The sequence below is a fragment of the Streptomyces mirabilis genome, assembly GCF_039503195.1.
In the GTDB taxonomy this organism is placed as follows: Bacteria; Actinomycetota; Actinomycetes; order Streptomycetales; family Streptomycetaceae; genus Streptomyces; species Streptomyces mirabilis_D.
Genome location: NZ_JBCJKP010000001.1, coordinates 8015189 through 8028476 on the forward strand (window position 1 = coordinate 8015189; position 13288 = coordinate 8028476).

Below are 13288 nucleotides of genomic sequence, written 5' to 3' on the forward strand. Positions count from 1 at the left end.
GCCGCCGTCGGCTCGCTCGGCCGGTCGTTCAGCCGGTCGCGCGGACCGCGTCGCGGATCAGCTCGGCGACCACCTTCGGCCGGGACACCGCGACGGCGTGCGAGGCGCCCTCGACCTCCAGGATCGTCGCTCCCGCACGCTTCGCGCCGAAGCGCTCGACCTCGGGGTTGATCGCCTGGTCCGCGGCGGCGACCAGGGCCCAGGACGGCCTGGTCTTCCACGCGGCGGCGGTGGCCGTCTCCGTGAACGCCCCGGCGGCGAGCGGACGCTGGGCGACCGCCAGCACCTTGGTGACGTCGGCGGGGACGTCCGCGGCGAAGACGGCCGGGAACGCCTCGGGGACGATGGTGACCTCGACGGCCGGGTCACCGCCCTCGACCGGATACGTGGCCTGCTTCAGGCTGCTGCCCAGCGGCGAGTCGGGGAAGCGCCCCTGCAACTCGCCCAGGCTCTCGCCCTCCTCGAGGACGTACGCCGCGACGAAGACCAGGCCGACCACGTTCTCCGCGGTGCCCGCGACGGTGATGACCGCGCCGCCGTAGGAGTGGCCGACCAGCACGACGGGGCCGTCGATCTGCGCGGCCACCGAGGCGATGTACGCGGCGTCGGAGGCGAGAGAGCGCAGCGGGTTCGGCGGCGCGACGACGGGAATGCCGTGGTTCTGCAGTTCCGCGATGACGCCGGACCAGCTGGCGGCGTCGGCGAAGGCACCGTGCACGAGCAGGGCGGTGGGGGTGGTGTTCCCGGACATGACTGTTTCTCCTTGTCGGTGTGGTGGACCCGGTCAGCCCGCGTGCAGCGCGGTGTGCAGCGTGCGGGTGGCCATCGTCAGCGCGGCCTCGGCGGCGTGGGTGCCGCGCAGGGCGTTGAGCATCACGAAGTCGTGGATGATGCCCTGGAAGCGCACGGCGGTGACGGGCACTCCGGCCGTACGCAGCTTGCCCGCGTAGGCCTCGCCCTCGTCGCGCAGGACGTCGGCCTCGCCGGTGATGACCAGGGCCGGGGGCAGGCCGGTGAGCTGCTCGGTGGTGGCGCGCAGCGGGGAGGCGGTGATCTGGGCGCGGTCGGCCTCGTCGGTCGTGTACTGGTCCCAGAACCACTGCATGCCGTCGCGGCGCAGGAAGTAGCCCTCCGCGAACTGGTGGTAGGAGCCGGTGTCGAAGTTCGCGTCGGTGACCGGGTAGAACAGGACCTGCTGGAGCAGCGGGACATCGCCGCGCTCCTTGGCCATCAGGGTCAGCGCGGCGGTCATGTTGCCGCCGACGGAGTCGCCGGCCACCGCGAGGCGGCTGCCGTCGAGGCCCTTGGACGCGCCCTGCTGCACGACCCACTGGGCGACCGTGTAGTTCTGCTCGATGGCGACCGGGTAGCGGGCCTCGGGCGAGAGGTCGTACTCGGGGAAGACCACCGCGGCCTCGGCGCCCACGGCCAGTTCGCGGACCAGGCGGTCGTGGGTGTGGGCGTTGCCGAACACCCAGCCCGCACCGTGGATGTAGAGGATCACCGGGAGGGTGCCGGTGACGCCGGCGGGCTTGACGATCCGGGCCCGGACGCTGCCCGTCGGACCGCCCGGGACGGTGACCCACTCCTCGTCGATGTCCGGCATCTCGATCTCGCCGGACTGCACCTCGTCGACGGCCTTGCGACCCTCCGCCGGGGCGAGGTCGAACAGGTACGGCGGATTGGCGGTGGCCTCCGCGAAAGCGGCGGCCGCCGGTTCCAGTACGGGCTTGACCGGCTCTATGGCGTCGGACATGGGGATCTCCTGAAGCGTTGTTCCTGGGTACGCCGGGCAGTGCTCCGGCCTCGCAGCCACGCTAGAGGCGCGGTGCGGGCGTGAATGGTCCGTCAGCGCACCGGCGTTGAACTCACAGCGCCCAACGCGTCGACCACCTCAGCGGCGGCCGGCGGGCGCGCCGCGGCCGACGGTGTCCCGCCATTCGCTGGGCGACATGCCGTACGCGGCCCGGAAGACCCGGCTGAAGTGGGTGGCGCTCATGAACCCCCAGCGGTTGGCCACCGCCGCGATGGTCCTACCGCCCCTGGCCCGGATCATCAGGTCCCGGCGGCACTCCTCGAGCCGGCGCCGCTGGATCCACCGGCCGACCGAGGTGCCCTCGTCCTGGAAGAGCCGGTGCAGATAGCGCGCCGAGATGTGATGGGCCTCGGCGATCGTCTCGGGGGACAGGTCCTCGTCGGTCAGATGCAGGTCGATGAACTCCAGGATCCGGGCCCTCAGCGGTGTCCGGGCGTCGGGCGCCGCGGTGGCGCCCCGGCCCAGCCGCTCGGTGGCGAGGGTGGCCAGCACGTTCACGGCGTTCCAGGCGAGCAGCTCGCCGACCGGCGGCCGGGACGAGGAGGCCGTGTCGGCGAGTTCCGACAGGAACGGCGACAGCAGGCTGCCCAGCCGGGACACACGGGGTACCGGTGTCCCCGCGAGCCGGGCCACATCGGCCGCGTCGAGCCCGAGCGACTCGTACGGCACGAGGAACACCTTCATGCGGAAACGCTCGGGGAAGTCGAGCGTCGCCGGACCGTTGGCGTCGTAGAAGCAGATGTCGCCCGGCCCGAGGAAGACGTCCTCGGGCTGCCGCGGAGCGTGCGCGCCGCTCCCGCCTCGTACGCCTGCCGCACCTCGTACGCCCGCCGCGCCCCTTATGCCTACGAAGAGGTACTCGCCGCTGTCCCGGGCGACCAACCGGTGTGCCCGCCGGGTCGGGTAGGGCCGGCCCGCCCCGGGCAGCTCCGCGGGCGCCGTGCCCGAGACGACGATGTCGAGGCCCATGGGCATGCGGCACCTACCGGTCTCACCCGTCTCGTCCGTCTCACCGAGGTCGGTCCGAATGGTGCTGAAACTGGACGTCATCCGCCGTTGCCTCCGAGTCCTGCCGAACTGTCGAGAGGAGCGACGACGCCTCGTGGGACGGTCGTCCACTCCGCTCGGAGCGTAGGTCGGGGCGAGTTCAAAAAGAGTGACGCGGGAGTGACAGGGACTCCGTCGCGGCGGCCTCGGCGGCCTGCGCCAGCTCGGCGGCGAACGCGCGCAGCAGAAGGTGTGCGGTGTAGTGGCCCGGTGCGTCCTCGCGCACGAGATGGGCGTCGGCGAGACGGCCGAGGATCGGCCGGGCCTCGCCGGGCGTCAGACCGGCGAGGCGGGCGGCGGTGTCCGCCGCGATGCCGGGGCCGGGGTGCAGCGCCACGAGGCGGAAGAGCCGGGCGTCGGCGGGCGGCAGCGACCGGTGGGACGCGGCGAACGCGGCGCGGGCGTCGGCCGTCCCGTCGACGCCCGCGAAGGCGTCGAGGCTCCCGTGCGCGGCGCGGAGTTCGGCGGCGAGGGCGGCCAGCGGGAAGTCGGGGCGGCTGATGGCGCGCGCGGCCACGATGGCCAGGGCCAGCGGCAGCCGGCCGCAGCGGTCGACGATCTCCTCGGTCGCCCCGGGCTCGGCGGCCGACCGCCGTCGGCCGACGCGCAGCGCCAGTGCGGCGCGGGCGTCGGCGGCGGACGGCAGTTCCAGAGGCAGCGGCCGGGCCCCGGAGGCGATCAGACCGGGCAGCCGGTCACGGCTGGTGACCACGGCCAGACAGCCCGGGGCGGTGGGCAGCAGCGGACGTACGTGCTCGGTGCGGGCAGCGTCGTCGAGCACGACGAGGACCCGGCGGTCCGCCAGCAGCTCGCGGTAGAGGTACCTGAGCGCGGCCAGGTCGTCCGGGAGGTGCCGGGGCGGCGCTCCGAGTGCCACCACCAACCCGCGCAGCGCCTCCACGGGTTCCGGCGCGGGCCCGGCGGCCGCATCGTGGCCGCGCAGCTCCACGTAGAGCTGACCGTCCGGGAACCGATGCGCGACCTCATGGGCCCAGTGCACGACCGACGCGGTCTTCCCGACGCCCGCCATTCCGCTGACCAGGATCGTCCCGGGCGCCCCGGAGGACGCCGCCGCCCCGGCGAGGGCGGTCAGCTCCGCGAGTTCCTCGCTCCGACCGGCGAAGGCCGTGAGGCCGGGCGGCAACTGGGCGGGTCTGGCGAGGAGTTTCACCGGTTCGGACAGCGCCGTCCCGACCGGTCGGTGCACCGGGGGCGCGGACGCGCGCACCTCCTGACGGAGGACCCGGGTGTGGGCCTGGCTCAGCTCGGCGCCCGGGGCGACCCGCAACTCCGCTGCCAGCCGGCGCCGTACCTCCTCGTACGCCGTCAGGGCCTCGGCCTGCAGTCCGCAGGACGCCAGCACCATCACGAGCCGGGCGTGCAGCGACTCGTCCAGGGGTTCGAGGTCGATGGCCCGGCGCAGGCTCGGCAGCACGAGGCCCGCCGTGCCGCACAGCAGGGCCGCGTCGGCCGCCATCCGGGTGGTGAGCACGAGTTCGTGCTCCACGGCGCGGAACAGGGCGTGCTCGCGAGCCGACGCGGGGAGCCCCATCGCCACCGGCCCGCGCCACTCGCCGAGGGCCCCGACGAACTGCCGTACCGCCACCTCGGGCCGACCGGTGGCGACCGCCCGCTTGCCCCGCAGGGTGAGCTCGCGGAACCGCAGCAGATCGATCTCGTCCGGCTCCGCGTCCAGGAGGTAGGCACCGGTGCGGCGCGGCAGACGACGGCCGGGCGCCCGGGGCGGCAGCCCCGGTTCGAGCAGCCGCCGCAGCGCACCGACGTACCGGCGCACCACGTTCGGGGCGCTGGCCGGCGGACGGCTCGCCCACAGCACATCCACGATCTCGCTCACCTGCACCGGCCGCCCCGCCCGCACCATGAGCAGCCCCAGGAGGGCGCGTTGCTGCGGGAACCCCAGATCGAGTTCCCGCTCGGCCCGCCGGACCCGCAACGGACCCAGCACCTCGAACCGCATCACCTCGTCGAACTCTGCCATTCGCTGGGGGACATGCCGTAGGCGTCCCGGAAGGCGCGGCTGAAGTGCGACGGGCTGCTGAACCCCCAGCGCTGCGCCACGGCGGCCACGCTCGGCCTGCGGTTCGCGCCCCGGCCCAGCTCGCGCCGGCACGCGTCCAGCCTGCGCCGCCGTATCCACTGGCCCACCGTGGTGCCCTCCTGCTGGAAGAGTTTGTGCAGGTAGCGGACGGAGATGTGGTGGGCGAGCGCGATCGACTCCGGTGACAGATCCGGATCGGTCAGATGCTCTTCGATGAAGGCCTGGATCCGCGACACCGTCTCGGTACCGACGTCCGACGCGTCGGGGGTTTCCTCCCCGAGGAGTTGCATGACGAGCACGGCGACGAGGTCGACGGCGGAGCGGGCGAGCCGGTGGCCCGTCCTCGACCTGCGGAAGTCCGTCTCGGCGGCGAGCGCCGAGAGGAAGTGGGACACCAGCGCGCCGACACCCTCGTCGCCCCGCACGCGCAGGCCCATGACCCGGTGCAGGTCCGAGGACGACACCCCCAGGTGACCGCGGGGCACCCGGAAGACCGTCAGCCGGCAAGGGCCGCTGAAACGCAGGTGGTCACGCCGGGCCGGATCGTGGAACACCAGGTCGCCGGGGGCCAGGAACACCTGGGTGCCGCCCCGTGTCACCGAGACCGAGCCCTGGACGTGCAGTCCCAGGTGCAGGAACGCGTCGTCGGTCGTGTCCGGCAGCCGGAAGAGACGACGGACCGGTGCGGTGTCGCGTGACGTCACCGAGTCGATCATGAGGACTCCCGAGGTGAGATGTCGGGCCCAGGGCCCTGACTGAGGAAATTCTCGACGTCCATGCTCGCCCTTGTGGATCGCCGGTGTCCGCGCGGTCCGGGTGTCCGCGCGGTCCGGGCGTTCGCGCGCGTTCATGCGGAGCCGAGTCGCTCGGCGCGTTCACGCAGTCGGGCGCGGACCTGTTCGGCGTCGGGGTGGCCGAGTGCGGTGAACAGGACGAGGGCCGCTCGCCAGGAGTCGCGGGCGCTCGCGTGGTTGCCCATCGCGAGATGGGTGTCGCCGAGGCGGGTGAGGGTCTCGGCCTCCGGATACGGCACCCCGAGCTCCCGGTAGAGGGAGAGCGCGTTGCGGTAGCCGAGCAGGGCGTGCGGATGGCGGCCCAGGTGCTGGTAGGCGTAGGCGATGCTGTCCCAGGTGCCCGCCTGGCCGTAGCGGTCCCCCAGGTCCTGAAGCATGGTCAGGGCCTCGAAACAGTGGCTCAGCGCCTGCCGGTGCTCGCCGAGCAGGGCGTGGTACCAGCCCACGGAGTTGAGGACGCTGGCCTGTGCGGCTCGCAGGCCGGCGCTCCGGAACAGCTCCAGGGCCAGCTGGTTGTGGCGCAGGGCACCGGGCAGGTCGCCCAGCTGCTCGCTCTCCCAGCCCAGACTCCGGTGGGTGTCGGCCCGTCCGACCGCGTCTCCCAGTCCGGTGAAGAGCTCCAGAGCGCGTTCGAGACGCGGGCGCGAGCGGTCGTGCAGGCCCAGCCTGCCCTCCGCGCGGGCCAGTGCCCGCAGGCCGCGGGCCTTCATCGCCGGGTCCCCGAGCCGCTGGGCGGCATCGAGCGCGGTCTGCTCGACGACCGCCCAGTCGTGCCAGGCTCCGCGCCGGTCGAAGAAGGGCTCGAGGGACCAGGCGAGCAGACAGGCGAGCCGGTCGTGACCGGAGCCCGCGGCCGCGTCGACGACGGCGAGCAGCCCCGCGTGTTCGGCCGTGAGCCAGGCCAGCGCGGCGGTGTCGTCGGCGAGCGGCTCGGGGACGCTCTCGGGAGCGGGCGGCTCCAGCGGCATCGGGTCGTCGTGCGGGGCGAGCAGCAGACCGGCCGCGCGGGCGGTGTGCAGACAGTGCTCGAACAGCCGCCGCACGGCCGCGCCGCGGTCCTCCTCGGAGTCCTGGGTGTGGACGAGTTCGGTGGCGTGGGCACGCAGCAGGTCGTGGAAGGCGTACCGGCCGGGAGCGTGTTCGTCGAGGAGGTGGACGCCGGTCAGTTCGCTCAACAGCCGCCGGGTTTCGCGCACCGGACGTCCGGCGAGGGCGGCCGCGGCCGGTACGGAGAGGTCGGGGCCGGGATGCAGGGCGAGCAGCCGGAAGAGCCGGGCGGCCGGGGCAGAGACGGCGGCCAGGGACCAGGAGAAGACCGCGGCGACGTCCGCCGAGGTGTCGGGGCGGGCGAAGGCCTCCAGACTGCCGTGCGCCGCGTGCAGTTCGGCGGCGATCGCCGACAGCGTGAAGTCGGGGTGGGTGGCCGCGCGGGCGGAGACGCAGGCCAGGGCGAGCGGCAGTCCGGCGCACAGAGTGGTGATCTCGGCCACGGCCCAGGGCTCGGCGTCGATGCGCGCGACGCCCAGCCGCCGGGCGAGGAAGGCGCGGGCCTGGTCGGCGTCGAAGGGACGCAGGGTCAGTGAGCGGGCTCCGTGCGCGGCCACCAGCCCGGACAGCTGGTTGCGGCTGGTGACGATGGTGAGACACCCGGGGGTGCCGGGCAGCAGCGGTTTCACCTGGTCGGTGTCGCGGGCGTTGTCCAGCAGGACGAGGAAGCGGCGCCCGGCCAACAGGCTTCGGTAGAGCGCTGCCTGGGCGTCCACGCCGTGCGGGACGCGCTCGGGCGGCACGCCCAGCGTGTCCAGGAACCCGCGCACGGCCTCGGCCGGATTCATGACGGCGCCCGACGGGTCGAACCCCCGCAGATTGACGTAGAGCTGCCCGTCGGGGAACTGGTCGGCGACCTGATGGGCCCAGTGCACGGCCAGCGTGGTCTTCCCGATTCCGGCCATGCCGCCGATGGCGCTGATCACCACCGTCTCCGCGGGCGCCCGCTCACCGGTGAGCGGCCCCAGCACCTCGTCCAGTTCGGGTCCCCGACCGGTGAACGTCGGGAGGTCGTGGGGAAGTTGGGCGGGGGCCGGCATCGGGGGCGTCCGTGGATCGGCGGTACCCGGGCCCGTTTCATCGGCCTCGGAGGTGACCGCGCCCGTCTCGGCCAGGTCCGTCCGGGACACGTCCGTCGCCGCCGTGCCGGGGTCGTTCAGCAGCACCGTCCGGTGGGCTTCGCGCAGCTGAGGGCCCGCGTCGATGCCCAGCTCACCGGCGAGCCGGGCACAGGCCTCCCGGTAGGTGCTCAGCGCCTCGGCACGACGAGTGTCGGCCGCCAGCGTGAGAATCAGCCGTGACAGCAGGGGTTCGTCCAAGGGATGCTCGGCGGCGGCCCTCCGCAATGCGGGCAGGACCGTGCCCGGGAGACCGGCGAGCAGCGCCGCGTCGGCCGCCTCCCGTACGGCGGTGACGTACTCGCGGCTGAGCAGGCCGAACGCCGCGTGCGCCCGTACCTCCGCGCCGATCCCGGTGGCGACCGGCCCCTGCCACAGGGACAGCGCCTCGGCGAAAAGCTTCACGCTGCGTGCGGGCGCCCCCTCCGCGGCGGCCCGCCGGGCCTGGTCCCGCAGTTCACGGAAGCGCAGGAGGTCCAGGGAGCCGCTGTCGGTGAGCAGCCGGTAGCCGCCCGCGTCCCGTACCAGCCAGCGGCCCGTCGCCCGTGCGGGCAGTCCGGGCTCCAGCAGCCGGCGCAGCGCACCGACGAGACGGTGCACCACGTTGACGGCGCTGTGCGGCGGGCGGTGCCCCCACAGCGCGCTCACGATCTCGTCCATGCCGACCGGTTGGTCGGCCCGCACCAGCAGCAGCGCCAGCAGTGCCCTCTCCTGAGGACGCCCCAGGTCCAGTTCGGTTCCCGCCCGCCAGGCACGGACCGGCCCCAGAACCGAGAACCGCACCGGCTCCGGCCCAATTCGCCCCCTCCTCGAAGAATCCCCCAGGGATTCCACCCCAGGAATTCCACCCCAGGGATTGACCCTACGTCACAGAGTGTGTTACCGCGCGTCACAGCCCGCCCGGACCTCACGGACGGCTCCAGGCCGCGTTCTGACCGCCCGGGAACTGAACGGGGTCAGCGTCCGACTCGTGAAGGGGAGCAGGTCTGACCAGGTAGGACGTGGCGGTGGTGCGGATGCGCGGTGAAGGGAAGAGATTCTCCGGCTGCCTGGCGGCATCGGGTGACGTGAACGTGTCCCTGACGGTACGGAGTCCGCGCGCGGCCGTGTTCGCCGTGCTGTGTGTGCTGCTCGCCGCCGGGGGACATGTGCCGGCCATGGGCGCGGCGCCCCCCGTGCGGGTGCAGGTCGTCGGCGCTCTGCCGGTCTTCGTGGTCGGCTGTCTGCTGGGCGGGCGGGAGCGTTCGCTGGTCGGTATCGGCGCTGGGACGCTCGCGGCCCAGGGAGGGCTGCACCTGGCGCTCGACGCCGGTCAGCCGCACGCCGTGATGGCCCTGCACGGGCTGCGCATGTCCCATACGCACCCCCACTCCCCTGCGCTGACACCGCACGCCACCGCCGTCCATGGCGTGGCGGCCCTGGTGCTGGCCTGGTGGCTGCGGCGCGGCGAGGCCGCGCTGTGGTCGCTGCTGCGGGCGGCCGGCTGCCCGACGACACCGACCAGTTGACCTTCAAGACCCTGCGGACGCTGGCCGCGGCGGTGTTCGCGGTCCCGCGCAGCCGCTCCGCGGGATCCCGGGCCGAGTAGGCCGGCCGGGACACCGTCCGCGTCAGCGTTGCCGGTCGTCGTTCGGGTCGGTGCGGGGCCGTGAGCGGAAAGTGCGGCGGTAGGTGTCCGGAGGCACGCCGACCGTCCGGTTGAAGTGGCGCCGCAGCGTTGTGGCGGTTCCCATGCCGGTGGCTGTCGCGATGGCGTCGACGACGTCGTCGGTGGTCTCCAGCAACTCCTGTGCGCGGCGGATCCGTTGTGTCAGCAGCCATTGCAGCGGAGTGGTGCCGGTCACCGCCCTGAAGTGGCGGCCCAGATGGCGCGAACTCATCCGGGCCTGGCGCGCCAGGTCCTCCACGGTGAGCGGCCGGTCGAGGCGTTCGATCACCCAGGGGAGCAGCGCGGCGAGCGGGTGGTCGTCCCGGGTGGGCACCGGGGCGGCGACGAACTGGGCCTGGCCGCCGGCTCGGTGCGGCGGCACGACCAGGCGGCGGGCGACGGCGTTGGCGACGGACGAGCCGTGGTCGAGACGGACGAGGTGCAGGCACAGGTCCATCGCGGCGGCCTTGCCGGCGGAGGTGAGCACGCTGCCGTTGTCCACGTAGAGCACGTCCGGATCGACCTCCACCCGCGGGTAGCGGGCGGCCAGGGCCCCGGTGTGCGCCCAATGGGTGGTCGCGCGCCTTCCGTCCAGCAGTCCGGCGGCGGCCAGCACGAACGCGCCCGTGCACAGGGAGGCCACGCGCGCCCCCGCCTCGTGGGCCGCACGCACCGCGCCGACGAGATCGGCGGGCGGGTCCTCGTCGGCGTCCGCCCAGCCGGGAACGATCACGGTGTCGGCATGCCGGAGCCGGTCGAGCCCCTGGTCGGGCTCCAGCCGGAACCGGCCGAGCCGTACGGCGTCCGACCCGCAGACCTCGACGTCGTACCAGGGGACGGCCACGTCGACCGGAGCGGCGCCGAACACCTCGTACGCCATGGACAGTTCGAACTGCAGCATCCCCTGGGTGACGGCCAGCGCGACGGTAACCATGTCCGGAATTGTATGGGGGACGTCGTTCCGGACACTCACGACGTGGTGCCCGCCCCCGCCAGGATGTTCTCAGCGGATCATTCGAGCACGGGGGAGAACCCATGGGATCGGGACAGACGGTGACGGTGTTCGGCGCGTACGGACACACCGGACGCTTTGTGGTGGCACATCTGCGGGAGCGCGGGTTCGTGCCGGTGCTCTCCGGCCGCGACGCCGGCAAGCTGCGGGCGCTGGCGGCATCCGTCCCCGGACTCGAGGTCCGGCCGGCGTCCGTCGACGACCCTGCCTCGCTCGACCGTGCCCTGGACGGTGCGGACGCCGTGATCAACTGCGCCGGGCCCTTCGCCGTGACCGCTGCTTCCGTGATCGAGGCGGCACTGCGCGCCGGGATCCCGTACGTCGATGTGGCGGCCGAGATCGAGGCCAACCTCGACACGTTCACGGACTTCGCGGACCGCGCCCGCGCGGCGGGAGCGGTGATCGTCCCCGCGATGGCCTTCTACGGCGGCCTCGGCGACCTGCTGGCCACCGCCGCGATGGGGGACTGGACGGTGGCCGACGAAGCGAACATCGCGTACGGACTGAGCAGTTGGCACCCCACCTCCGGGACACGCACCGCGGGCACGGTCTCCCAGGAGCGGCGAGGCGGCCGGCGCGTCCGCCACACGGACGGACGGTTGGAGTACCACGACGACAAGCCGACGCTCCTGAAGTGGCCCTTCCCCGACCCCATGGGCACCAGGGAGGTCGTCGCGGAGTTCACGATGGCCGACGTGGTCACCATCCCCAGCCACCTCTCCATCCCCGAGGTGCGCACCCACATGACGACCGAAGCGGCCAGGGACCTCTTTGCCGCGGACACACCGGCGCCGACCGCGGCCGACGAGGACGGGCGGTCCGACCAGACCTTCGTCGTCGACGTCGTCGTACGCTCCGGTGGCACCGAACGGCGCGCCGTGGCACGCGGCCGGGACATCTACGCCGTCAGCGCGCCGCTCGCGGTGGAGGCGGTCCACCGCATCCTCACCGGCCGGACCCGTACGGTCGGTGTCGCCTCCGCCGGTGAGCTCTTCGACGCGTCCGACTTCCTGCGCGCCCTGTCCCCGCACATCTCGCTCGAACTGCCCGGGTAGGGCGGAAGCCGCAGCGGCGCGACGGCGGCGAGCGGTGGCCGTGCGGGCCTCCGGATCTCCCCCCATGCTGGACATGACGGGGTGAGGCCACGGAGGAGGTGGTGAGGATGCAGACCGTTGTGGATCTCACGCGCTGCCAGGGCTATGCGCAGTGCGTGTTCCTCGCACCGGAGGTGTTCGAGCTGCACGGCGAGGAAGGGTTGCTGTACGCCACGGCCGTCCCGGACGACCAGGTCGAGCACGTGCGCCAGGCCGCGGCGGCGTGCCCGGTCCAGGCCATCATCCTCGGTGAAGGGGTGAGCGCCGGTGCCCGGTGATCTGACCGACGGCCGCATCGTGATCGTCGGCGCGTCGCTGGCCGGGCTCAGGGCCGCGGAGACACTGCGCGAGGAGGGTTTCACCGGCTCACTGACCGTGGTGGGGGACGAGCCCCGTGCGCCTTACGACCGGCCACCGCTGTCCAAGCAGGTGCTGCTCGGCAAGACGCCTGCGGACACCACGGCGTTGCCGATGCGCCGGGACCCGGAGGCCGACTGGCGACTGGGAGTGGCCGCCACCGGCATGGACCCCTTGGAGAAACGGGTGATGCTGGCCGACGGCGAGTCGCTGCCGTACGACCGGCTGCTGATCGCCACCGGGACCCGGTCGCGCCCCTGGCCGAACCCGGACGAGGCCTCCCTGGACGGCGTGTTCACCCTGCGCACCAGTGACGAGGCCGGGAAGCTGGCCGAGCGGCTGGCCGCCGGGCCGGAGCGGGTGCTGGTGATCGGTGCCGGTTTCACCGGTTCGGAGATCGCCTCTGCCTGCCGGGAGCGGGGTATCGAGGTCACGGTCGCAGAACGCGGCCCCGCACCCCTGGTGGGCGCGCTCGGCGGCACCCTGGCGAAACTCGCGGCGGCCATGCACCGCAACCACGGCGTGGACCTGCGCACCGGAGTGACGGTCACCGCTCTGCGCGGGGACGGGAACGGCCGGTTCACCGGCGCGGACCTGTCCGACGGCAGCCGTGTCGAGGCGGATGTGTGCGTGGTGGCGTTGGGGGCGGTCCGCAACGTCGAGTGGCTGGCGGAGTCCGGGCTGGCGGCGGGTCCGCGCGGGATCGCCTGCGACGCCGGGTGCCGGGCCTTCAACATGTACGGGATAGTGACCGACGACGTCTTCGTCGCCGGTGACGTCTCCCGGTTCCCGCACCCGCTGTTCGGGTACCAGATGCTCTCCCTGGAGCACTGGGGCAACGCGGTCGAACAGGCCGAGGTGGCGGCCCACAACATGGTCAGCCCCGGTCCCCTGCGGCGCCCGCACCTCGCCGTCCCGACGTTCTGGTCGACCCAGTTCGGGCTCAACATCAAGTCGGTCGGCGTGCCCACCTACTCCGACCACGTCGTCATCGCCCAGGGCTCTCTGGAGGCGCGCCGTCTGGCGGTGGTCTACGGCTACCAGGGACGGATCACCGCCGCGGTCACCGTCGACATGGCCAAGTCGCTCGACTACTACAAGCACCTGATCGAGACGGCAGCTCCGTTCCCGCCCCCGCCCGGCGCGGCGGACCGCGCGATCGCGGCCGACGTCACGATTCCGTCCGACGTGCCCGACCCGAGCGGGCTGTCGCACGGTCCCACCGTGGCGCTCACCGGTCACCTGCCCGATCGACGACTGACCGTGGTGCAGCCCACGCGCTGACCCACGTCCCGC

General features: G+C 73.2%; 11 protein-coding genes. 4 read left to right on the plus strand and 7 right to left on the minus strand.

What is annotated here, in order from left to right; translation table 11 throughout:
* Positions 1 to 28: 28 nt before the first annotated feature.
* The 6 genes from AAFF41_RS36390 to AAFF41_RS36415 all read right to left on the minus strand — a co-directional run bounded on the left by AAFF41_RS36390 (position 29) and on the right by AAFF41_RS36415 (position 8664).
* Positions 29 to 751, minus strand: a complete 723-nt coding sequence (locus tag AAFF41_RS36390; protein WP_054236990.1) for an alpha/beta fold hydrolase — start codon at positions 749 to 751, stop codon at positions 29 to 31.
* Between the two features lie 33 nt (positions 752 to 784).
* On the minus strand, positions 785 to 1756 hold the full coding sequence (locus AAFF41_RS36395; protein WP_343325277.1) for an alpha/beta hydrolase: 972 nt from the start codon (positions 1754 to 1756) through the stop codon (positions 785 to 787).
* Between the two features lie 138 nt (positions 1757 to 1894).
* The gene (locus AAFF41_RS36400; RefSeq protein ID WP_319752326.1) at positions 1895 to 2866 is read right to left on the minus strand and encodes a helix-turn-helix domain-containing protein; all 972 of its coding nucleotides are present in this window, start codon (positions 2864 to 2866) and stop codon (positions 1895 to 1897) included.
* A 97-nt stretch (positions 2867 to 2963) separates the two neighbouring features.
* Positions 2964 to 4862 carry an AfsR/SARP family transcriptional regulator gene (locus AAFF41_RS36405; protein ID WP_343325278.1) on the minus strand — a complete coding sequence of 633 codons (1899 nt, stop codon included), beginning with the start codon at positions 4860 to 4862 and terminating at the stop codon, positions 2964 to 2966.
* Entirely contained in the window at positions 4841 to 5638 is a 798-nt protein-coding gene (locus tag AAFF41_RS36410) for a helix-turn-helix domain-containing protein (RefSeq protein WP_319752328.1), read from the minus strand. Before AAFF41_RS36410 ends, AAFF41_RS36405 begins: the two co-directional genes overlap by 22 nt.
* 131 nt (positions 5639 to 5769) lie before the next feature.
* Complete coding sequence (locus tag AAFF41_RS36415; RefSeq protein ID WP_343325279.1) at positions 5770 to 8664, minus strand: AfsR/SARP family transcriptional regulator; 2895 nt, start codon at positions 8662 to 8664, stop codon at positions 5770 to 5772.
* 284 nt (positions 8665 to 8948) lie between these two features.
* Here AAFF41_RS36415 and AAFF41_RS36420 point away from each other — a divergent pair, with 284 nt between their 5' ends.
* Positions 8949 to 9389: a hypothetical protein gene (locus AAFF41_RS36420; RefSeq protein ID WP_319752330.1), complete on the plus strand. Its 441-nt coding sequence runs from the start codon at positions 8949 to 8951 to the stop codon at positions 9387 to 9389.
* Between the two features lie 102 nt (positions 9390 to 9491).
* Here the strand turns inward: AAFF41_RS36420 and AAFF41_RS36425 are convergent, their stop codons facing one another.
* The gene (locus AAFF41_RS36425; protein WP_319752331.1) at positions 9492 to 10463 is read right to left on the minus strand and encodes a helix-turn-helix domain-containing protein; all 972 of its coding nucleotides are present in this window, start codon (positions 10461 to 10463) and stop codon (positions 9492 to 9494) included.
* A gap of 101 nt (positions 10464 to 10564) precedes the next feature.
* On the opposite strand from AAFF41_RS36425, the gene AAFF41_RS36430 reads away from it, so the two are divergent.
* The 3 genes from AAFF41_RS36430 (at position 10565) to AAFF41_RS36440 (ending at position 13276) form a co-directional block, all read left to right on the plus strand.
* Positions 10565 to 11596: a saccharopine dehydrogenase family protein gene (locus tag AAFF41_RS36430; protein WP_319752332.1), complete on the plus strand. Its 1032-nt coding sequence runs from the start codon at positions 10565 to 10567 to the stop codon at positions 11594 to 11596.
* Positions 11597 to 11703: 107 nt separating this feature from the next.
* Positions 11704 to 11913 (plus strand): ferredoxin, encoded by a 210-nt coding sequence (locus tag AAFF41_RS36435; protein WP_060896502.1) that lies wholly within the window; start codon positions 11704 to 11706, stop codon positions 11911 to 11913.
* Positions 11903 to 13276, plus strand: a complete 1374-nt coding sequence (locus AAFF41_RS36440) for an NAD(P)/FAD-dependent oxidoreductase (RefSeq protein WP_343325280.1) — start codon at positions 11903 to 11905, stop codon at positions 13274 to 13276. Before AAFF41_RS36435 ends, AAFF41_RS36440 begins: the two co-directional genes overlap by 11 nt.
* Positions 13277 to 13288 lie beyond the last annotated feature (12 nt).

Excerpts from the sequence above, each read along its gene's own strand:
- AAFF41_RS36435 (WP_060896502.1), top strand. The coding sequence starts at position 11,704 with ATGCAGACCGTTGTGGATCTCACGCGCTGCCAGGGCTATGCGCAGTGC.
- AAFF41_RS36425 (WP_319752331.1), bottom strand. The coding sequence starts at position 10,463 with ATGGTTACCGTCGCGCTGGCCGTCACCCAGGGGATGCTGCAGTTCGAA.
- AAFF41_RS36390 (WP_054236990.1), bottom strand. The coding sequence starts at position 751 with ATGTCCGGGAACACCACCCCCACCGCCCTGCTCGTGCACGGTGCCTTC.
- AAFF41_RS36405 (WP_343325278.1), bottom strand. The coding sequence starts at position 4,862 with ATGGCAGAGTTCGACGAGGTGATGCGGTTCGAGGTGCTGGGTCCGTTG.
- AAFF41_RS36410 (WP_319752328.1), bottom strand. The coding sequence starts at position 5,638 with ATGATCGACTCGGTGACGTCACGCGACACCGCACCGGTCCGTCGTCTC.
- AAFF41_RS36430 (WP_319752332.1), top strand. The coding sequence starts at position 10,565 with ATGGGATCGGGACAGACGGTGACGGTGTTCGGCGCGTACGGACACACC.
- AAFF41_RS36400 (WP_319752326.1), bottom strand. The coding sequence starts at position 2,866 with ATGACGTCCAGTTTCAGCACCATTCGGACCGACCTCGGTGAGACGGAC.
- AAFF41_RS36395 (WP_343325277.1), bottom strand. The coding sequence starts at position 1,756 with ATGTCCGACGCCATAGAGCCGGTCAAGCCCGTACTGGAACCGGCGGCC.